At 67.4% G+C, this 19,054-nt stretch carries 24 protein-coding genes and 1 pseudogene; 15 read left to right on the forward strand and 10 right to left on the reverse strand.

All coding sequences use genetic code 11. From position 1 onward, the window contains the following. Positions 1-29: 29 nt before the first annotated feature. The 5 genes and pseudogenes from IPP98_16265 to IPP98_16285 form a co-directional block, all read right to left on the reverse strand. Positions 30-572, reverse strand: a complete 543-nt coding sequence (locus IPP98_16265) for an HAD hydrolase family protein (GenBank protein ID MBL0180639.1) — start codon at positions 570-572, stop codon at positions 30-32. A gap of 1 nt (position 573) precedes the next feature. Next, positions 574-1,388: pseudogene (gene kdsA, locus IPP98_16270) on the reverse strand (3-deoxy-8-phosphooctulonate synthase). Continuing rightward, positions 1,388-3,016 carry a CTP synthase gene (locus IPP98_16275; protein MBL0180640.1) on the reverse strand — a complete coding sequence of 543 codons (1,629 nt, stop codon included), beginning with the start codon at positions 3,014-3,016 and terminating at the stop codon, positions 1,388-1,390. The pseudogene kdsA and the gene IPP98_16275 overlap by 1 nt, the downstream one beginning before the upstream one ends. Further along, positions 3,013-3,765 (reverse strand): 3-deoxy-manno-octulosonate cytidylyltransferase, encoded by a 753-nt coding sequence (gene kdsB / locus IPP98_16280; GenBank protein ID MBL0180641.1) that lies wholly within the window; start codon positions 3,763-3,765, stop codon positions 3,013-3,015. The genes IPP98_16275 and kdsB overlap by 4 nt, the downstream gene beginning before the upstream one ends. Before the next feature lie 85 nt (positions 3,766-3,850). Continuing rightward, positions 3,851-4,444, reverse strand: coding sequence for an aminodeoxychorismate/anthranilate synthase component II (locus tag IPP98_16285; protein MBL0180642.1), 594 nt, complete (start codon positions 4,442-4,444; stop codon positions 3,851-3,853). A gap of 84 nt (positions 4,445-4,528) precedes the next feature. On the opposite strand from IPP98_16285, the gene IPP98_16290 reads away from it, so the two are divergent. The 4 genes from IPP98_16290 (at position 4,529) to IPP98_16305 (ending at position 7,530) form a co-directional block, all read left to right on the forward strand. Next, positions 4,529-4,888, forward strand: a complete 360-nt coding sequence (locus IPP98_16290; protein ID MBL0180643.1) for a DUF1801 domain-containing protein — start codon at positions 4,529-4,531, stop codon at positions 4,886-4,888. 73 nt (positions 4,889-4,961) lie between these two features. Then, complete coding sequence (locus IPP98_16295; protein ID MBL0180644.1) at positions 4,962-5,495, forward strand: sigma-70 family RNA polymerase sigma factor; 534 nt, start codon at positions 4,962-4,964, stop codon at positions 5,493-5,495. Further along, positions 5,492-6,436: a hypothetical protein gene (locus IPP98_16300; GenBank protein MBL0180645.1), complete on the forward strand. Its 945-nt coding sequence runs from the start codon at positions 5,492-5,494 to the stop codon at positions 6,434-6,436. Before IPP98_16295 ends, IPP98_16300 begins: the two co-directional genes overlap by 4 nt. After that, positions 6,433-7,530, forward strand: coding sequence for a hypothetical protein (locus tag IPP98_16305; protein ID MBL0180646.1), 1,098 nt, complete (start codon positions 6,433-6,435; stop codon positions 7,528-7,530). Before IPP98_16300 ends, IPP98_16305 begins: the two co-directional genes overlap by 4 nt. Here IPP98_16305 and IPP98_16310 read toward each other — a convergent pair. After that, a complete protein-coding gene (locus IPP98_16310) occupies positions 7,527-8,879 on the reverse strand; it encodes a hypothetical protein (GenBank protein ID MBL0180647.1) in 1,353 nt (450 codons plus the stop codon). The two genes, IPP98_16305 and IPP98_16310, sit on opposite strands and share 4 nt — an antisense overlap. Positions 8,880-9,010: 131 nt before the next feature. On the opposite strand from IPP98_16310, the gene IPP98_16315 reads away from it, so the two are divergent. Continuing rightward, entirely contained in the window at positions 9,011-9,853 is an 843-nt protein-coding gene (locus tag IPP98_16315; protein ID MBL0180648.1) for a hypothetical protein, read from the forward strand. A gap of 138 nt (positions 9,854-9,991) precedes the next feature. Further along, positions 9,992-10,627, forward strand: coding sequence for a hypothetical protein (locus IPP98_16320; GenBank protein ID MBL0180649.1), 636 nt, complete (start codon positions 9,992-9,994; stop codon positions 10,625-10,627). A 9-nt stretch (positions 10,628-10,636) separates the two neighbouring features. Here the strand turns inward: IPP98_16320 and IPP98_16325 are convergent, their stop codons facing one another. Further along, on the reverse strand, positions 10,637-12,709 hold the full coding sequence (locus tag IPP98_16325; protein ID MBL0180650.1) for a phospholipid carrier-dependent glycosyltransferase: 2,073 nt from the start codon (positions 12,707-12,709) through the stop codon (positions 10,637-10,639). 127 nt (positions 12,710-12,836) lie between these two features. Between IPP98_16325 and IPP98_16330 the strand changes: the two genes are divergently transcribed. The 8 genes from IPP98_16330 to IPP98_16365 all read left to right on the forward strand — a co-directional run bounded on the left by IPP98_16330 (position 12,837) and on the right by IPP98_16365 (position 17,153). Beyond that, a complete protein-coding gene (locus IPP98_16330) occupies positions 12,837-13,367 on the forward strand; it encodes a hypothetical protein (protein ID MBL0180651.1) in 531 nt (176 codons plus the stop codon). A gap of 15 nt (positions 13,368-13,382) precedes the next feature. Next, positions 13,383-13,967: a class I SAM-dependent methyltransferase gene (locus IPP98_16335; GenBank protein ID MBL0180652.1), complete on the forward strand. Its 585-nt coding sequence runs from the start codon at positions 13,383-13,385 to the stop codon at positions 13,965-13,967. Between the two features lie 29 nt (positions 13,968-13,996). Further along, positions 13,997-14,449: an SRPBCC family protein gene (locus tag IPP98_16340; protein ID MBL0180653.1), complete on the forward strand. Its 453-nt coding sequence runs from the start codon at positions 13,997-13,999 to the stop codon at positions 14,447-14,449. Then, the gene (locus IPP98_16345) at positions 14,449-14,916 is read left to right on the forward strand and encodes a hypothetical protein (GenBank protein MBL0180654.1); all 468 of its coding nucleotides are present in this window, start codon (positions 14,449-14,451) and stop codon (positions 14,914-14,916) included. Before IPP98_16340 ends, IPP98_16345 begins: the two co-directional genes overlap by 1 nt. Before the next feature lie 21 nt (positions 14,917-14,937). Further along, positions 14,938-15,204: a hypothetical protein gene (locus tag IPP98_16350; protein ID MBL0180655.1), complete on the forward strand. Its 267-nt coding sequence runs from the start codon at positions 14,938-14,940 to the stop codon at positions 15,202-15,204. 412 nt (positions 15,205-15,616) lie between these two features. Then, the gene (locus tag IPP98_16355) at positions 15,617-15,979 is read left to right on the forward strand and encodes a hypothetical protein (protein MBL0180656.1); all 363 of its coding nucleotides are present in this window, start codon (positions 15,617-15,619) and stop codon (positions 15,977-15,979) included. Between the two features lie 39 nt (positions 15,980-16,018). Beyond that, complete coding sequence (locus IPP98_16360) at positions 16,019-16,360, forward strand: hypothetical protein (protein MBL0180657.1); 342 nt, start codon at positions 16,019-16,021, stop codon at positions 16,358-16,360. A 142-nt stretch (positions 16,361-16,502) separates the two neighbouring features. Next, on the forward strand, positions 16,503-17,153 hold the full coding sequence (locus IPP98_16365) for a hypothetical protein (protein ID MBL0180658.1): 651 nt from the start codon (positions 16,503-16,505) through the stop codon (positions 17,151-17,153). 26 nt (positions 17,154-17,179) lie between these two features. Here the strand turns inward: IPP98_16365 and IPP98_16370 are convergent, their stop codons facing one another. The 3 genes from IPP98_16370 to IPP98_16380 are packed head-to-tail and all read right to left on the reverse strand — an operon-like array spanning position 17,180 to position 18,426. Beyond that, positions 17,180-17,638: an SRPBCC domain-containing protein gene (locus IPP98_16370; GenBank protein ID MBL0180659.1), complete on the reverse strand. Its 459-nt coding sequence runs from the start codon at positions 17,636-17,638 to the stop codon at positions 17,180-17,182. 25 nt (positions 17,639-17,663) lie between these two features. Continuing rightward, entirely contained in the window at positions 17,664-18,005 is a 342-nt protein-coding gene (locus tag IPP98_16375) for a winged helix-turn-helix transcriptional regulator (GenBank protein MBL0180660.1), read from the reverse strand. After that, positions 17,995-18,426: an SRPBCC family protein gene (locus IPP98_16380; GenBank protein ID MBL0180661.1), complete on the reverse strand. Its 432-nt coding sequence runs from the start codon at positions 18,424-18,426 to the stop codon at positions 17,995-17,997. The genes IPP98_16375 and IPP98_16380 overlap by 11 nt, the downstream gene beginning before the upstream one ends. 240 nt (positions 18,427-18,666) lie before the next feature. On the opposite strand from IPP98_16380, the gene IPP98_16385 reads away from it, so the two are divergent. After that, positions 18,667-18,966, forward strand: coding sequence for a hypothetical protein (locus tag IPP98_16385; protein MBL0180662.1), 300 nt, complete (start codon positions 18,667-18,669; stop codon positions 18,964-18,966). The last annotated feature ends 88 nt before the right edge of the window (positions 18,967-19,054 follow it).

A 19,054-nucleotide genomic window follows, 5' to 3' on the forward strand; every position in this document is an offset into this window, starting at 1 on the left:
GGTGCGTCGACCGGCGGCGAGTGCGCTGGTCACGCGTGCCACTCAGGCCGGCCGAGGTAGCGCGCGACGGATGCCTCGAAGGTGCCGCGGCTCTTGAGGAGCCGTTCGACGACTTCGCGGACGGCACCATGGCCGCCGCGCGACTCGGTCACGTGATGGGCGGCGCGCTTCGCTTCGTCACGGCCATTGGCGACGGCGATCGCGAGGCCGACCTTCTCGAAGACGGGCACGTCGGGAAGGTCGTCTCCGACAAACGCCATCTGCTCCCACGTGAGGCCCTTCCGCTCAAGCAGTGCCTCGATGTGGGCCACCTTCGTGGTCGAAATCACCTGCAGCACGTCGGGGACGCGCAGCTCCTGGCCACGGTGCGTGGTGGCCTCGGACTGCCGGCCGCTGATCCAGGCGACCTCGATGTCGTTCCCCTTGAGGAGCGAATGGGCGAGTCCATCATGAATGTCGAAGCGCTTGAACTCGACGCGCTGCCCCCCGACGTCGCCGATGAAGACGGCGTTGTCGGTCAAGACGCCGTCGACGTCGAAGCCAAGCAGCTTGATCTTGCGGGCGCGGCCCATGTCAAACATCGCCGGCCTCGCGGGCGGCGTGCCAGATCGCCATGGTGCGCCCGAGCAGCGCGTCGAGGCGGTCGAGCGGCCACTGCGTCGCGGCGTCGGAGAGGGCACGCGCGGGCTCGGGATGGGTCTCGAGGAAGAAGCCGTCGGCACCGGCTGCCGCCGCAGCGCCGAGCAGTGCGGGGATGAACTCACGCAGGCCGCCGCTCGCGCCACCGGCGGCCTGCCCGGGCTGCTGCACCGAGTGGGTGCCATCGAAGATTGTCGGGACGCCGGTCGCCTCGCGCATCCGCACGAACGAGCGCTGGTCGACCACCAGGTCGCCGTAGCCGAAGAAGGTGCCGCGCTCGGTGACCGCCACCTCGCTGCGCCGGCGCTCTTCACCTTGGCGACGGCACCCGCCATCGCCTCCGGCTGCATCCACTGACCCTTCTTGATGTTCACCGGCTTCCCCGTCGCCCCAGCGGCGACGAGCAGGTCGGTCTGCCGCACCAGGAAGGCGGGGATCTGCAACACGTCGACCACCGACGCGGCGGCCGCCGCCTGATGCGACTCATGAATGTCGGTGAGCAGCGGCAGGCCGGTCGCGGCGCGCACGCGCTCAAGCGCCCGCAGTCCGGCCTCGACGCCGGGACCGCGCGGCGAGTCGCCGCGGGCGCGATTCGCCTTGTCGAACGAGGCCTTGAAGCAGACGCGGAGCTGGTGCTTCTCGCCCATCCGGGCCAGCGTCTCGCCGACGCGGAGCATCGTGTCGTCGTCCTCGACGACGCACGGCCCAGCGATCAAGAAGGGGCCTGGCCCGAATTGCCAGAGTGCCATCAGCCGTGGCTCCGGGTGTGCTTGGCGAGTGCCGCGCCGACGAACGCCGCGAAGAGCGGGTGCGGCCGCGTCGGGCGGCTCTTCAGCTCCGGATGGAACTGGCAGCCGACGAACCACGGATGGTTCGGCAATTCGATCATCTCGACCAGCCCGCCGTCGGGCGATTGCCCCGAGAGTCGCAGGCCGTGCTCCGCGAGCACGTCGCGGTAGGCGTTGTTGACCTCCCACCGATGCCGATGCCGCTCCGAGATCTCGAGCGTTCCGTACGCCTCGGCGGCGTGGCTCCCGGCGCGAAGCCGGGCGGCATACGCACCGAGGCGCATCGTCCCGCCCAGGTCCTTCACGTCACGCTGCGACGCCATCAGGGCGATGACGGGATCGGGGCAATCGGGCGCGAACTCCGTGGATGTCGTGCCCGTCATACCGCAGACGTTGCGGGCGAATTCGATGATCGCGACCTGCAGGCCGAGGCAGATGCCGAAGAACGGCAATTCATGCTGCCGCGCCCAGCTGATCGCCTGGATCATTCCCTCGACGCCACGCTCGCCGAAGCCGCCCGGCACCAGCAGTCCGTCGTAGTCCTTGAGGATCTCGCCGGCCGCCTCGGGTGAGGTGAAGCGGTCGCTGCCGAGCCACTCGATCGAGACGCCGGTGTTGTGGGGGATGCCGCCGTGCAACAAGGCCTCGCCGACCGACTTGTAGGCGTCGTGGAGGTCGGTGTACTTGCCGACCACGGCAATGCGCACCCGATGCTGCGGCTCGAGGATCCGGCCGACCATCGCCCCCCAGGTGCTGAGGTCCGGCTCCGGCGTCTCGAGGCGGAGGCGCGAGCAGACCTCGCGATCGAAGCCCTGCTCCGAGAAGCGCAGCGGCAGCTCATAGATGCTCTTCACGTCGGGCGACTCGATCACCGCGGAGAAGTCGACGTTGCAGAAGAGCGCGATCTTCCGCTTGATGTCGGCACCGAGCGGCCGCTCGCTACGGCAGATCAGCATGTCGGGCTGGATACCGACCTGCATGAGGTCGCGCACCGAGTGCTGCGTCGGCTTGGTCTTGAGCTCGCCGGCTGCGGCAATCCACGGCACCAGCGTGAGGTGCACGAACAGCGCATTCTCGCGGCCGACATCCTGGCGGAACTGCCGGATCGCCTCGAGGAACGGCAGCGACTCGATGTCGCCGACCGTGCCACCGACCTCGATCAGCACCACGTCGTGGCCCGGCGCGGTGCGGCGCAGTGCGCTCTTGATCTCGTCGGTGATGTGCGGAATCACCTGCACCGTCCCGCCATTGTACTCGCCACGGCGTTCCTTGCCGATCACGGTCTGGTAGATCCGGCCGGTGGTGATGTTGTTCTGCTGCGAGAGGGAGCGGTCGATGAAGCGTTCATAGTGGCCGAGGTCGAGGTCGGTCTCGGCACCATCATCGGTGACGTAGACCTCGCCGTGCTGGAACGGCGACATCGTCCCCGGGTCGACGTTGATGTACGGGTCGAACTTCATCATCGTGACCGAGAGCCCGCGCTCCACGAGCAGCCGTCCCAATGAGGCCGCGGCAATGCCCTTCCCCAATGACGAGACCACGCCACCAGTGACGAAGATGTACTTGGTGGTGCGGACGGGAGTGGTCATCGGGAATCCTCGGTCAGTTCGCGCCACCGCACGGCGGCGGCAGCCAGGTCGTCTGGGGTATCAATCCCGGCAGGCGCCGGGTTGTCGAGCAGGGCAACGCCGATCGTGAGACCGGCGTCGAGGGCGCGGAGCTGTTCCAGCCGCTCGGCGCGTTCCAGCATGCAGGTCGGGAGGGCGGTCACGCGGAGCAACGCCTCCCGACGGTAGGCGTAGACACCGAGGTGCTGCCACCACCGGGTGCCGGCGAGGTCGGCGGCGTCTCGGACATGCGGGATCGCGGCACGCGAGAAGTAGAGTCCCCGGCCATTGGCGTCGCAGACGACCTTCACCAGCGCCGGCTCGTGGCGGAGGTCGGGGTTGAGCGGCGCGGCCGCCGTGCCGATGTCGTCACCTTCCTGGGCCTTCCGGATTGCGCCTGCGACCGCCTCGGCGGGCATGAACGGCTCGTCGCCCTGCAGGTTGACCACGATGTCGTAGGCCGAGTAGACCGGGTGACGTGCGACCTCGGCCACGCGATCGGTGCCGCTCTCATGATCGGCCGAAGTCATGACGACCTCGACCCCCCACGGATCCACAGCTTCGGCGATCTCTTCGGAGTCGGTGGCGAGCACGAGGCGGTCGACGCCGCGGACCGTGCGGGCGCGCTCGATGACGCGGGCCACAAGTGGGGCCCCACCAAGGAGCTGCAACGGTTTTCTCGGGAGACGCGTCGAGCCGACGCGAGCGGGCACGACAAGCAGGACAGGCACGCTCTAAACTATGCGGGAGTGGCCCCGGAGTCAAAATGCGTGCCGGAGCCGCCAGAATGTGGGTAACTGCTTGATCAACAAACGATTAGCTGTCAAGCCCCGCGAGGCGGAGGAAGTTGACCAGCAACCGCTTCCCGTCCGGCGTCGCGACCGACTCCGGGTGGAACTGGACGCCCCAGACCGGGGCGGTCCGGTGCTGCACCGCCATGATCTCGCTCCCGGCAGGCCGATCCGTGGTCCAGGCCGTCACCTCGAGGACGGCGGGGACCGTCGGCGGGTCGATCACCAGCGAGTGGTACCGCATCACCGACATCGGGGCGGCGACGTCCTGAAAGAGGCGCGACCCGTCGTGGGCGATCTCGCTGGTCTTCCCGTGCATCAGGCGATCGGCCCGGACCACCGTGCCCCCGAAAGCCTCGCCGATCGCCTGGTGCCCGAGGCAAACGCCGAGCAGCGGGATGCCGGCCGCGGCCGCGGCGCGAACCAGCGGGACCGAGATCCCGGCCTCCGAGGGCGTGCAGGGTCCCGGTGAGACCAGAATGGCCGCGGGACGGAGTGCGATGGCCTCGTCGACCGTCACCTGGTCATTCCGGACCACCGACGGCTCGGCGCCGAGTTCGCCCAGGTACTGGACCAGGTTCCAGGTGAAGGAGTCGTAGTTGTCGAGGACGAGGATCATGGAAGGAAGATAGAGACCGCCGCTGATTCCGCGAACAGGCACTCGGGGTGATACTTGAAGGCCAGTCCGCATCACGGAGCCGACATGCGCCAACCCGCATCGACGACAATCGACGAGTACCTCGCGAAGCTTCCGGCGGCCCAGCGGACCGTGCTCCAGAAGCTCCGGAAGGCGCTTCACACCGAGGCCCCGGGCGCCGTCGAGTCGATCTCGTACGGCCTGCCGACCCTGAAGTATCAGGGGAAGGTGCTGATCTACTTCGGCGCGGCGACGCACCATTGCGCCGTGTACGGCGTACCGGCGCTCCCGGCCGCTGCGACCAAGGCCTACGACACCAGCGGCAAGGGGACGATTCGCTTCTCCCCCGACCAGCCGCTGACCCCTGCGCTGATTCAGCGCATCGTCGCCACCCGCCTCGCCCAGATCGAGGCAAAGCGGCGCTGACCTCCTCCGGGGCGGGGGCGCGTGGGTTTTCCCCGCCTCGGGTGTCATGTAGGTGACCCCTTCCCGGACCACAATGCTCCAGCCACCGACCGAAGCCGAGATCACCGCCATCTACCGCGAGACGGTGGTGGCGTTGTACGGCTTTGTGTCCCGGCGCTGCGGCGGGGAGCGGTCACTCGCCGAGGACATCACCCAGGAGGCCTGGCTCCGTGCCGTGCGCGAGTGGCGCCGAACCGGACTCCCCGCTGTCCCGTTGGCGTGGCTGACGACCGTCGCCCGCAACCTCCTCCTCAATCAGCTCCGCAAGCGCACCGTGCTCCCGATCGACGCGGTGCCCCCGGGGGAGATCCTCGACGCGCTCGAGCGTGATGTCGTCGGGGATTCGACCCTGATTGCGGTCGCGGTGACCGATGCACTGACTCGACTTCCCCCGGACGAGGCCCAACTGCTCGAGGCCTTCCACTTCGAGCGACTCCGCGTGGCGCGACTCGCCGAGGTGATGGGGATTACCGAACGCGCGGTCGAAGGACGACTGCGACGCGCGCGCGAGCGGTTGCGGCGCGAACTCGAACCGATTCTGCCAACCATCGAAGGAGGGCTGCCATGAGCACCCCGGACGACCTGCACGCCCCGACGCCCGCGTTCGTCGCCGGCCTCGAGGAGGCCGTGCTCCGTGCCTACCGAGAAGCCGACGCGATTCCCATGATTCCACGAGCTCCCTCGGCCCGCTGGCGCGACTGGGGACGCATCGCGGCCGTTCTGGTGCTCGGCGCCGCTCTCGGCGTTGGCGGCCAGTTCGCGTCCGCCCAGGTCCGGGATGCCCGGACACGGAGCGAGATCGAGCGGTCGATCCTGGCCGAGCGCGAGCTCCAGGGCTTTCGGCTCGACTTGGCGAAGGAGGAGGTCAAGCGGATCGATGCGGCCGTGCGCGTCGGGGGGATGCCGGCGCGCGCGCTGATGGAGGCCGCGCGCGAGCAGCGCGTGAGCGAGACCGAACTGCAGCGACTCGACCTCGATCTGGCCGAAGTGCGGTTGACCAATGCGCTGCCGCGGAACGAGCTCTCCGCGCCGCTGGTTGGCGGCCGCGATTTCGTCCTTGATCGGCTCAGGTTGCGGGCCCCGCTCGCGTTGCGGGAGGAGGACGGTGCCACGCGGCTGGCGGTGGAGGCCGACCGTCGCGTGAAGCTGGGACTCGACCCCCCGAGCGCTGCCATCGATGCCCGCATGCGGGCCGTGGATGCGCATCGGGAGATGCAGTTGGTCGCCATGCAGCTTCGCCTGCGCGCCCAGTTCCTCAAGGAGCGCCTCTCCCCCGCCGAGGTGACCCGACTCCAGCAGCAGGAAGCGATGCAGATCGAAGTGGGGCGGACAAGGGAACTGTTCGAGTTCGACAAGGAACGGCTTGCGCAGGCGGAGACGCAGCGGAAGGCGGGCACGATCACCGAAGTCGAGTTCCGGCGGGTCCAGCTCGAATACCTCGAGCGCGAACGCATGCTCTACCGCATGCAGGTGGAGCTCAAGTACATGGGCAAGAAGGACGACCTGTGAACGGACATCTCCTCGCGTTGGCGCTCCTCGCAGCCCCGCTCAGCTCCCAGGCCCCACGCGCCATCACCAGCACGCCGGCGATGTTTCCCACGCCGTTTTCTTCGGTAATGCACTTCGCCGAACTGGCCGACGGGCGCGTGCTGATCTACGATGCCGTCGAGCGGAGGTTCAGCGCCGCCGACTTCAGGAGCGGTCGCCTCACTGACGTGGCACGTCAGGGTGCCGGCCCCCTCGAATATCGCGTCGTCTCGGCACTCCACCGCGCCGCCGGCGACTCGGTCCTCCTCTGGGACCCCGCCAACAGCCGCATCTCCGTGATCGCGCCCAACGGCGCCATGTTGGGCAGCTGGGGTGACAGTCGCATGGGGGAGCTCTCACGCATCCTGCCTGCGGCCGTCGCTGGCGGCCGGTGGTTCGTCCCAATGCGACCGGCGTTCTCGCCCGATACCACGACGCTGGTTCGGGTCACGCTTGCCACCCAGCGGACAGACACCCTGCTCCGCTTCGCGACACCGACCCTTCGTCCCGATCGCACCGCTCCACCGGGCGTGGTGCGCGTCATCGCCCCGGGATTTCAGCCGGTCACCGGGTGGGGGGTCTTTCCGGACGGCCGGGTCCTGGTGGTGCATGGCGGCGACTATCGGCCGGAGATCTTCAACATCGATGGCATTAGCACGAAGGCCGCGGCGATTCCCTTCACGCCGACACCGGTGACGGCCGCCGACAAGGCCCGTCACCTGCAAGAGACCGTTGCTGAGCTCAAGCGTCGTCTCACTGGCGAGCTGGCGAGCGGTCCGGGCGGGAAGATGCCGAAGCTCGAGGCCGGTGCCCCCGACCGATGGCCCGCCACCCTGCCGCTAGTGCGTTCGGCCACGATCCATGTCGACTCCCGCGACCGCGCCTGGGTGCTGGTCACCGATCCGACGCGCGCCGCGGGCGACCGGTTCGATCTGCTCAACGCCCAGGGAAAGCACATCGACGCGGTGCGCCTCCCCCCGCAGGTCAAGCTCGTCGGCATGGGACGAGGCGTCTTCTACGCCACCCGCGAGGACGGGGACGGGCTGTTGCACCTCCTGCGGTATCCGCTCCCCTAGCGACGGATCCGCACGACGACCCGATTCGGCGCTTCCACCACCTCCATCCCCGCGAAGCGTCCCTGCAGTCCGGGGGCGCTGATCGTCACCACGCTTCCCTCCCGGGTGATCATCGGCTGCGACGGCAACACGAACTCGGCACGGCGAATCCCGTTGAAGAGCGGATGGGCACCCGCCGCCTCGGTCAGCGCCTCGAAGTCGACGCCCTCGCCATCGACCATGCTGATCGAGAGTGAATCATTGCCGAGCTTCAGCATCCGATGGTGCAGCGTGCCCCCGGCGACCTGGGCGATGTTCAGCGGGTCGAATCCCTGCGGCCAGAGCGGCGCCCCGATCGCCGGCTCGATCACCAGTCGCCACCCGGCGAGGCGGTCGAAGGCCAAGCGGGCGGAGATCCGCTCCGCCGCGAGGCGGCGAACATCAGCCGTCGCCGTTCTTGCCATTCGGGCCGTCACCCCGGCGGGCAAATCACAACGGCCTGGGGCGTCGGCGACGGCCTGCGCGAGCATCGGATCGAGTCGAAGCGAGTCGTTGCGCTCCAGCTCCTCGCGCCATCCTGGTCGCGCCGCGTCCAGCAGAAAGGCCAGCGCAGGCCCCGTGGCATAGACGCGCCGACGGACTGCAGTCGTCGGGAAGTCCCCCATCGGGATCTCGACACTCCGTTTGGCCACGGCGCGCAATTGCACATAGGTCGCGAGCCCCTCATTCATCTCGCTGTTGCGCTCATAGGCCACATGCGCGGCATCCATTGCCGTGAAGCGCTCTGCACGGCGCATCATCGCCATGCGGGTCAGGCAGCGCTTCGCCGAGGCGGCCGCGGCCAGCGCGCGACGCAGGTACTCGCTCTCCTCCCGACGCAATCGGAGGAGATCCGGGCGCTCGACCGGATAAGTGAAGAGATCGCCCTCGTTTCCCGCCCAGCTCGAGTGCACCGTCCGCTGGAAGACATGAAAGGCCTCGTGCAGCGCCACGGCCGCTTGGTCGGTGACGGGGAGCGCGCCACGTACTCCGTCGGCCAGGAGTGTGGCCGTGCCAATCCCCCCAATGGTTGCGCTGCTGTTGGCCGTTACCGCTGGGTGACGCCCGGGCATCGAGGCGACACCATCAACGGTCGTGAATTCCGGTGGGGGCGACGGATGCCGGAAGAGATAGGTGTGGTCGCCGGTGAACACCGCGAGCGGGATCCCCTCCGGTCGGTACCCGGGCCACAAGGCGGTCAGCGACGCGAGTCGCAGGAACTCGGCGTTGATCGAGACGGCGCGGGGCCGCTGGTTCAACGGCGACTGTCTGCCCTGCGCGCCGACCGTCGTCGGCCACAGGACGCAGAGCAAGAAGATTGTGCGGCGCATCGGGTCGACTCCAAGGGGGAGGGCGATCGTTGCGGGGGAGGATGCCCAATCCCGCTGATCCGTCGCCGTGACCACGACCCCTGCCCGCGAGGTATCTTCGAGCAGACACGTTCTCCTCTCCGGAGCCCCCCGTGGCCAAGCTGGTCTACGTTCCACCCCCCGATCCGATCCCGCATGCCGTGCCGCTCATGGTCGCGGGTGCAGCGCTGGCGTTTCAGTTGGGTCGGATCGGGATCCATGTCCTGCGTGGCCCGGGTGCGGTCGCGGAGGGACACTCACACCTCCTCCCACTGCTGCTGCCGGTGCTCGTCGGCGCCGCCGCTGTCGGTGGCATGCGGCTGTGGGGGCGGAAGCTCCCGCTGCGAATCCGCGAGCCACGCATCACGCCGGTGCGATTCGGCGTTCGAGTAATTCTCGTCGGAGCCGTGTGTGGGGTGATCGGGCTGCAAGTCGGCCTCGACAACATTCGCACGCTCCGCCCGATGGTGCTCATCGACAATGGACGCATCGTCGAATCCGCGGCGATCCCTACTGGCAACGACTCCACCATTCCTCAGCGATTGCTGCTCGGCCCGACCCGCCGCGACACGCTCACGCTGGCGGGTCACGTGGTGACCGTGGAGAAGGACAGTGCGTCGTTGACGTTTGCCGAGCAGGAGGGGGCGCGTCGCCTGACCGTGCCCATCCCCGCCCTTGGCCTGCCGCAGCAGATCGAGATCGTGCCGATGCGTGCCACCGCGCTGGAGCCCGTCGCGTTTGCCGTGCTGGTCACCGGGTCGCCGACGAGCAATCAGGCGATGTTCGCGGTGGCCGATTCCAGTTGGCGGCTCGTCTACCTGGAGCGAATGTATCGTCGTTGGCCGGCTGGTCCCCGTGTGCTGACCTTGCAGCGCGACACGGTCACCTCGCTGGACGTCGTGATCGTGGCGCGGGATGAATTGACGAAACGGATGTACCGACTGTCCGCGCAATAGCCGTTGCCGCAGCTGGCGTCCGTCTTTGGTGCCTGGGGCATCGGCGGAATGCCGAGCGGCGTGCTCCCATTACCGATGTGGTGTCCCGCCCCGCGCCTGACTTTATTCCGTCTCCAGACCAACTGAAGGAGCCCCTCGGTGCAGGCGAATCTCGAGACGACGGCAACGACGGACGGCCCCTCGATCGTCTACCGGATCGATGGCGCCGACTATCTCATGGAAGTCGGCGGCTCCTGGAACGACTTCGCCGAATCCAACGAGGGTCCCGAATTGGTTGCGGACGCCGTCCTCGGCCGTTCGCTGTGGGATTACGTCGGTGACCTTCCCACCCGACAGCTTTATCGCACCATGCTGCGTCATGTCCGCAGCGACGGCATCCCGGTGCGCTTCCGGTTCCGCTGCGACGGCCCGACCAGGCGCCGACTGCTCGAGATGGAGATCGCGCCGGTCGAAGGCGGGCACGTTCGCTTCTCGGTCGTCCCGGTGGCCGAAGCCGCTCGCCCCGCCGTCCCGTTGCTCGACGTGGCCCAGAAGGTCGCCCGGGGCGGGCAACTGATCATGTGCGGCTGGTGCCAGGACGTGCAGCTTCCCGGAAATCGATGGGTTCCGGCTGAGCAGGCCGTCGCGGCACTCGGAGTCTTTGAGGGGGCGGATGTGCCAACAGTCAGCCACGGCATCTGTCCGGACTGCCATGATGAATTGACCGGTGCGCTGCTTGACCCGAGCCTTTCGGAGTCGGGGAGCGTGACCCTGGGAGATTGGACCGTCGCCTAGCGCGCGGCGCTACTCCAGTTGTGGCGAGCGGATCGACGGAATCGCTGTCATGGCCTCACCCGATTCGAGCCGTTTGATGTGCGACTCGAGTTCCTGCTTGACCAGCGCCCCGAGCAAGCCGCGCTTCTCATGAGCAAACGGCCGCTGGTACGCCGCGATGGCGGCTGCGCGGTCACCCATCCTCAGGTACGCGTTGCCGAGCTCGATCGCCGCCGGCAGGTGCCACGGCATGACATCAAGGATCTCCGTCGCCTTCGCGGCGATCAACGCGTAGTCGGTGCCCTTCTCGTCGTAGACATACTCGAGCAGGCGCCGGAAGAGGTTGCTCGCCCGCGTCATCGGCAGCGTCTGCGTCCCCTGCCAGATCTCGACGATTCCCAGTCGCTTCACCATGGTCAGTCCGGCGAAGACTTTCGTCGGGTTCCAATCGGCGTTCGGATCCGGGCGCCGATCGCTCGCGGTGTAGATGAAGAAACCGGTATAGATCCCCGCCCGATTGCTGTCGGCCAGTGACTCGACCTTGCGCGCTGTGGTCAGCTTGAGCGCCTTGGCCTGCTCCTCTCCGAACCAGTAGGACGAGTAGGTCGGCAGCCCGGTCGGCACGATCGCCGAGTCGGAGAAGTGCTTGATCTCGTACGCGCGTTGTCCGAGGTCGAGTCCCTCGTTGCCGAAGGCCAGCGCGGCGTTCTGCGTTCCGCCAGCAAGCTCGTTGTGGTACTCCCAGAGCCGGGGGATCCGCGCGGTCATCACCATGGTCGCGGCGTAGAGCCCACCGACGCCCAGCACGGACATCCGAGTCCGGTGCTGCCACGCGAGCTGCACCCCTGCACCTGCGATGATGGCGAGCACTACGATCACGGGGAGCGCGTGCCGGACACCGGCGTAGGTGCCGAGGGAGCCACTGAGTGCGAACAGGTGGGTCGCGGCGAGCGCGAGGACACCGGCGGCGCTCCAGCGCTGCAGTGGCGTGGTGATGGTTCGACGCAGCGCACCCGCCCCCACCACAGCAAGGCCCAGCAGCGTCAGCGGCACCTTCGAGAGAATGAAGCTCGGCCAGGTGTACCACGGTGGCGCACCGTACACCATGGTGCCCCAGAGCAGGTGCTCGTTCGCGCCTCTCCCTTCGACCCCGGCACGGACCGTGTCGGCGAGCCCCCAGAGGTAGGAACGTGGCAGGATGTGCCAACGGTCGAGAACCGTCAGCAGGTCGCGCCAGCGGACCACGTGGAGGTCACCCAGCTTGGCGACCATGGTGCGGTTGAAATCGTCGGTGCCATTGGGACCGGCGTGGAAGTGGAAGCCGTAGAATGCCCACAACGTGGCGACGGCAACCAGCAGCACGACGACGAGCTGTCCGGCGTGCAGGGCAAGGGTATTCAGGTAGCGGCGTTGACGGTGCCACTGCCAGACCGCGGCAACGGCGGTGAACGCGCCGATCCCGGCAAGTCCTGGCAGCGCGGAATGCTTCGCGGCGAGGGCAACGCCCATGGCGAGCCCGAGGGCCATGGCCCAGCGCCACTGCCAGGTCATGATCAGGCGCGCGGCGGTGAGCGCCGCGATGGCGAGTGCCAGAGCGACCGGCAAATCGGTCATCACGACTGGACCGTGGGCCCCGACCGTCGGTTCCAGCGCGAGGAAGAGCAGCGTCCCGACGGCCCACGGCATCCCGAACGAGGCGGCCACGAGTGCGCCGAGCATCAGCAGCATGGCGCCGTTGAGGGTCCACACCGCGATGCGGGCACGGTCCTGGGCCAACCGGAAATCGTTGTCGAAGAAGAAGGTCTCCTCGACAAAATCCCGCTCCGCGCCCTTGTCCGAAAGGGCAGACTTCGGGCGGAGCGTGAAGGTGGCGGGCATGTTGGCCGCGGCCACCAGCTTCACGAGCGGCGGATGCTCGGGATTGAGCCGGAAGTCGTTGGTGCGCAGGTACTCGACGCCGGCCACGATGTGCCACGGCTCGTCGACCGTGAGCGAATCGAGACGGGTGCCGACAGCCGACCGGGCCGTGGCAAGGAGCACCGAGGCGAGGAGGACGAGCAACTGGGCCGGTGTCAGTCGCCGGGGTGTGGCTGGGGGAGTCACGATCTGTAGATACGGCGGAATTGTCGGAGCGGCAAGGGGTGGCGGGTGGTCTGCGTGCCACCGTGGTAACTTGAGGGGGTGAGATGCCCTGTCCCTGCTGGCACTCCTTGCAGCGATTGGAGGATTCATGATTGCACGACATCCGATGGTCGTGCCCGCGCTCGCACTCGCCGTACTCGCGAGTTGCAGCGACACGGGCACTGGCCCCAGCCCCGATCAGTTCATCCTGTCCACTGACCAGCCGAGCTACACCGCAGGGTACATCGGCGGCAGTGGCGCCCGGCGCCAGTACAGTTTCACGCTGGTTGCTCGCTTCACGAACAATGCCGAATCGACGGTCTACCTCAGTCGATGCACGCCCGACAGCCCACATCCGATCTTTGGCGTCAGCACAGTGGCCGGAACCGAGGACGCTGCCTACAACGGCCCGTGGGGCTGTGCGGGCCACAACCGTCATATCGCCGTCCGCGCTGGGCAGACCCGCATCGATACGCTGCTGCTCACAGGTCCGCTCGGATTCTCTGGTGGCCTGCCCCTCGGGACGCTCAGCGGACCGATGCGACTCGCCTACGAAGTCCAGAGCTGCCAGGGTGACGGCGTGTGTCCGATCGTCGGGGCTGGCGCTTCGAACGTCTTCACGGTGGCGGTGCAGCCCTAGCACGGTCCGGATATGATGCGCCCACTCGACCCCGCCAACGGTTACGAAGCCGCCGCCGACGAGTTCATCCGCCGCCGCGAGGGTTCGTCCATTGGCGTCGCCACGGTGCGCGCCTGGGCCGAGACGCTCCCGCCCGGTGCCTCCGTCCTCGACCTCGGCTGTGGTTCCGGCGCTCCCATCAGCGAAGTGCTACACCAAGCCGGCCTCATGGTCTATGCCGTCGAGGCCTCACCGACGCTCGCCGCAGCCTACCGGCACCGTTTCCCAGACGCTCTGCTCGCGTGTGAACGAGTCGAGGATTCCCGCTTCTTCGATCGGCGCTTTGACGCTGCGCTCGCCGCGGGTCTCCTGTTCCTGCTTCCCGCCGACGCCCAGCGCGCCACACTCCGAAAGCTGGCGACGGTGTTGACTACTGGCGGCCGATTCCTCTTCACCGCCCCCGCCGAGCCGTGCCGCTGGAGTGACGTGCTCACGGGGCGTGACTCGGAGTCGCTGGGTGCCGAGGCGTACCGCACTCTCCTGGCAGAGGCCGGGCTCACCGTGGTGGCCGAAACCGAGGACGAGGGGGGCAACCATTACTACGATGCGTTCAGGCAGTAACTTCAAGCGCCCCCCTGAGGAGGAACGCCATGATCGTCGAGGCAGCCGTGACTGTCGCTGGATCGCGCACCGCGGTCTGGGCCGTCATCACCGACATTGAACATGCGGCGACCACCTACAGCGGGATTGAAAAAATCGAGGTGATCGAGCGGCCACTCAGTGGTTTGGCGGGACTCAAGTGGCGGGAGACGCGGGTCCTCTTCGGCAAGCCAGCCGCCGTGGAGAAGTGGATCACCGACGCCGCGGAGCCGGACTATTACATCGCCCGCGCCGAGAGCGACGGATTCGTCTTCGTCTCCACGAAACGACTCTCCGAGCATGATGGAGTCGTTACGCTGACCGAGTCGCATGAATCCTTGCCGCAGACCCTGATGGCCAGGCTGCAGATGATTCCGATGGCGTTGTTCTTCAAGGGCGTGATCCGGAAAGCGATCCTGCAGGACCTCCATGATGTCAACGCCGCAGTCGGTGGGCCCCGATAGTGAGTCGCCAGGGTCGATCCACCATCCGGCTCCGCATTGTCGTCACCGACCCGGTGCCCGGTGTTGCGCTCGCCCTGCAGTCGGGGCGATTCGATCTCGTTGCACCGACATCGGTGACGGCGTCGGCGGTGGCGTTCGAATTGGCGGTGGAGGCGAGCCAGCCGGTCGCGGATGGTCCGGTCGTCTGCTACGGGCCATTCACCCAGGGGCCACCGACGGAGCGGTTCGTCTACGTCACCGTCGGGACACGGGCGGGTCAGCCCAACAGTCCCTATGAGCGGCGGGCGAAGATCCCTCTTGCCGGCATCACCCCCGCGCTCTTTCACCACGCGGTGACGGATCCTGGCAGCGTTCTCGAGGTGCGCGTCGGCGGTCGCGGTCGAGATGGCAGTCCGGTCTGCGCCTCGGTCAGGTTGCCGGCAGATGCCTGGCGGCTCGTTCCCTTCCATCCCGGCAAGGTGCGCTAAATGGCTTCCGCGTTTCGCTTCATGCTCGCTGCGCTCGTTGCCGCTGCCTTCTACTGGCTGATCAACCGGTTTCTCTGGCAGGACGAGCGCTCCTCCAGCACATTGATCATGCAGTCGTTGTCCTGGGGTGCGATGATGGCGGCCTTTGCGGTCTGGCAATCGCGCCGGGCGCGAGCCGGCAAGGTCAGCGACTTCCATCCCGCCTTCTATCTCGTGTTTCGGACTGTTCATGATTGCCGCGGGTATCGCGTGTTGGTTCGAAGCGTCCCCGCCAAGGTCCCCGAATGACGTGCTGAGTTCGGTCGGTGCGGCAGCCATCGGATTGTTCTTCCTGGTCTGCGGGGTCAGTGCGGCTCGCAACCGCAGGGTCAGTGGAGTGGCTGTCCCCGATCGAGAGGGCGTCTTGAGCGGAGACAGCCATGACTGAGCCTCGGTATACCGTGCTCGAGACATCCGTTGAGCCACGATTGGTCGCCGGGGTGCGCGCCCTGGTGACCCGCGGCCGTGTCGCTGAAGCGTTTGGCCGCCATCTCGACCTGGTCTAGCGGCCGGACGGGCGGGTGCCGTCGCGCTCGATGGGCAGAACATCTTCATCTATCGCGACTGCCAGGAGATCAGCTCACCGTGGACTTCGGTGTCGGTGCGAAGGCGCCGTTCGAAGCAGCCGGTTCCGTCCCCGCCCATCACATGGAGCGAACCGATGCGCATACGTGTAGTTGGATGCCTCGCCACCGCGCTTTTCCTCGGCGCAACCACCAGTGCCAGCGCGCAGCTGACTTATCGCGGGCCGACGGCGGTGTTCCGGGATTCCCAGACTGCCGTACCACTCTTCGCGTTGAAGCCCACGCTTGGCCCGTTTGCACGCGGCACGACCCCGGCCGCGCCCACCGCGTTGACGGTTCGACTTAGCGGCCCCGCCGGCGACCAGACCCCACCAACGCGCTGCCCGATCCGCACCTTCCTTCCCGACAGCACGAAGCAGGATCGGATGCCGATCGCCCAACCAAACCTCGCGACGGTCGAGCGGATGCCAGTCGACCGGAGCAGCTGTTCGATCCGGTAAGCACGCCTGAGACCACTACGCTCTACCCCGGAGTGCCCATTGTCGACCATTCGCCTGACGACCGTCGCTCTCCTCGCCATCATCGCTCCGATGGCGGCCTTCTCCCTTCAGGCGCAAACCCCCGTCGCAGCCAAGGCGTTGCTGCGCATCGACGCCGAGGCCGAGAATCTCAGCGCGATCTCGACGCTCGCGGTGAGCCCCTCCGGCATCCTCGCCGTGTACCTCCGGCAGGATGGCGTCATCCGCCTCTACAGCCCTGCGGGGAAGCCGTTCGCATCAGCGGGGCACGCGGGGAGGGCCCGGGAGAGTTTCGACAACTCGACGCAATCGGGTGGCTCGGCGATACCCTCTGGGCCTCCGATGGTCGCCTGCGTCGGTTGACTCGGTACTCCGCCGACGGAAAGTTCCTTCGCGCCATCCAGCTCCCTGACCGCATTGAGCAAACGGTACCCGGGCGGCACCGACGAGATATACCGGTGCCCGCCTGCAAGCGGCCTATCCCGACGGCAGTCTATTGCTGCAAGTGATGCTTTTCAGTCCGCCGAAGTCGGAGGCGCCGAAGGACGTCATGGGTGACCCGCGGTTCGCCGTCCGCACCTCGCTTGAGGGCGCGGTCCGCTTCGTCATCGCAACGGACCCTCCGAATCGCTGCATGGTCGCGGGGTCGGAAGTGATCATCAGCATGCCTGGGTCCTCCTGTCCCATGACGCTGCGCGCCATTCCGCCGAATGCAAGCCGGCGCGTCGCAGTAGTGCAGGAGACCTCGCCCAACGGGACGAGTTCGATCAGGGTCGTCGGCGTGAACGACCGCGGTGAACCGCTCTTCGAGCACAAACGGTCCGTCCCTCTGCGCCGGGTGCCGTCCGAGGCGCACGATCGCCAACTCGAAGGGGTGCCAAGCGAGATGCGCGAGCAGATTGAGGCGCGAACTCGGTTCTTCCCGCCCGCCTTCGAAGTGCACGTGGCGCCCGGCGGCACGGTATGGGTTGGCCTCGACGCCGCCTCGGGCAAGCTGCGCGAATGGTTCCGCCTCGATGCCAGCGGCAAGCCGCTCCCCTCCGTCTGGCTCCCTGCCTCGGCCAAGGGGCTCGCCATCGATCGACGCGGCGCGTGGGCGATCACCGAAACAGAAGATGGGGCGCAGAGCATTACGCTGTTCGAGGCGCGGCCATAGCCAGCCAAGCACCGCGCGATGCCTGCCTAGTTCCAATTGTCGATCTTCATGTCGTCCGGGGCGGGCCGCCCCTTCCCCGTCTCCACCAGTTCGCGCAGGGAGAGCAAGAAGACCGCCCACTTGGTGCTGCAGTGCGCAGTGAATTCCACTGCCTCCTGCCATCCGCGGTGACCGAAGAGCAGCACCGTCATCTCGCCGTCGTGGGTCAGATCGAAGGTCGCCTCGGTGCCGACCCATTCCGGCGGACCGGCCACGAAGCGCCAGCGCACGGCGTGGTTCGGCTCGAGCGCGGTGACCGCGAAGTCCATCTGACCAATCTCGTGGCCGTCCCCATGCCTGAACCTGACGTTCACTGTTCCCCCTGCTTCCGCCGTGCCGGTCGTGTCCCGGGTCCACCAGCCGGCCACACCTTGAACGGTGGCGATCGCCGCGTATACCTGCTCCAGTGGTGCCTTGATCCCGATGCGATGAATGATGTCAACCACGTCTGCTTCCTCTCCTGAAAGTGGACTATTCCGGTGCTTCGACGAACGCCTTGAGGCGTGCCGCTGCTGCATCCCACTGCGCCGAGACCTGGTCGAGATATTCTCGCGCCACGGTGAGGCGCTTGAGGTCGAGCGAGTAGAGGTGTTCCCGCCCCTCCTTGCTGTCGCGGACCAGACCGACCCGTTCAAGCGACTGCAGGTGCCGCGTGATGCCCTGCCTCGTCATCCCGCTCCCTTCGGTCAGGCGCGTGATCGAGAGGTCGCCCTCGACCGCGAGCCGCCGCACCAGGGTGAGTCGCGTGCTGTCGCCGAGGGCGGCGAACACTGGCGCCGCCTGACGGACGGCGTTGCCGCGGCTACTCGACATACCCGGCCAGCTTCTTCGACTGGCCATTCCACCCGCCAGTGTTCATCCGGAACGCCTCGACTCGGCGCGTGGCGGGCAGCTGGTCAAAGCCCGACTCGATGATGGTGATCGCGGTGCCGGTGGCCGTCTCCTTCAGAAGGAACTCCACCAGCGTCATCGGTTCAGTGGTGTAGTCGACCTTGGGGTCGATCGCCCCCGGGTGCCACTGGTACGAGAAGTAGCCCTCAGGCTCGACCCGCTCGATCCGCATCTCGAGTGTGACGTGCTCCAGGCCCGCCATCCGCAGGTTACCGTGGACCGTCGTGCCTGGGACAAAGGGCCCGTCGAGCGTGATGCCGAACCAGGTGCCGAACTCGGTGGCGTCGGACAGTGCACGCCAGACCCGGGCGCGGGGGCAGCAACGTCGAGGCGCTTTTTCGATCCAGTCGGTGGTCTCCGGGTTGTTCGGTGGCGGTACTCATGGAGAACTCCTGGCGGAAGTCGAAGGAACGACAATAAGCAGCGGCATGTTGCATATCATACCGGAACGCTCAGTGACGCGCAAGGGGGTTGGTTGCATATCTGGTCCGGGGACTGGAGGGTGGCACTTCGTGAAGCCGTGGGTGGATAACTTCCACCGTGTCGCCCACCCCTGCGGCCGTACCCGGACCCGGAGCCCGGCATGTGCAAGGGCCATACGCCAATCGTCGTCGCAATCCTCCTCCTCGGCGGGGCGTTTACCGCCGCCGCCCAGCAGTCTCCTCTCCCGGCATCCGTCGACAGCGGCAAGATGGTGCGGATGTACACCGCGACGACGATGATCCGCGGGCGGCTGCTCGCCTCTGTGCCAGCAAGAACAACTCCGGCCTTTACTACTGCCGTTTCCCCGGAGGCCGTGCCTCGGAATCAGACTCGGCCGCCATGCTCCCCGATTCGGTCCGGCGAGCTGCGGCGGCTCGACGTCTCGACCGGCTCGCATTAGCGCCGCGGCGGGCTGATCGGTGGCGTCATCAGCGCGCCCGCGATGCGGCGTCGCCGCGGCCGCGTTTGCGGTCAGCATGTGCGATACC

Source organism: Gemmatimonadota bacterium (genome assembly GCA_016720805.1).
In the GTDB taxonomy this organism is placed as follows: domain Bacteria; phylum Gemmatimonadota; class Gemmatimonadetes; order Gemmatimonadales; family GWC2-71-9; genus Palsa-1233.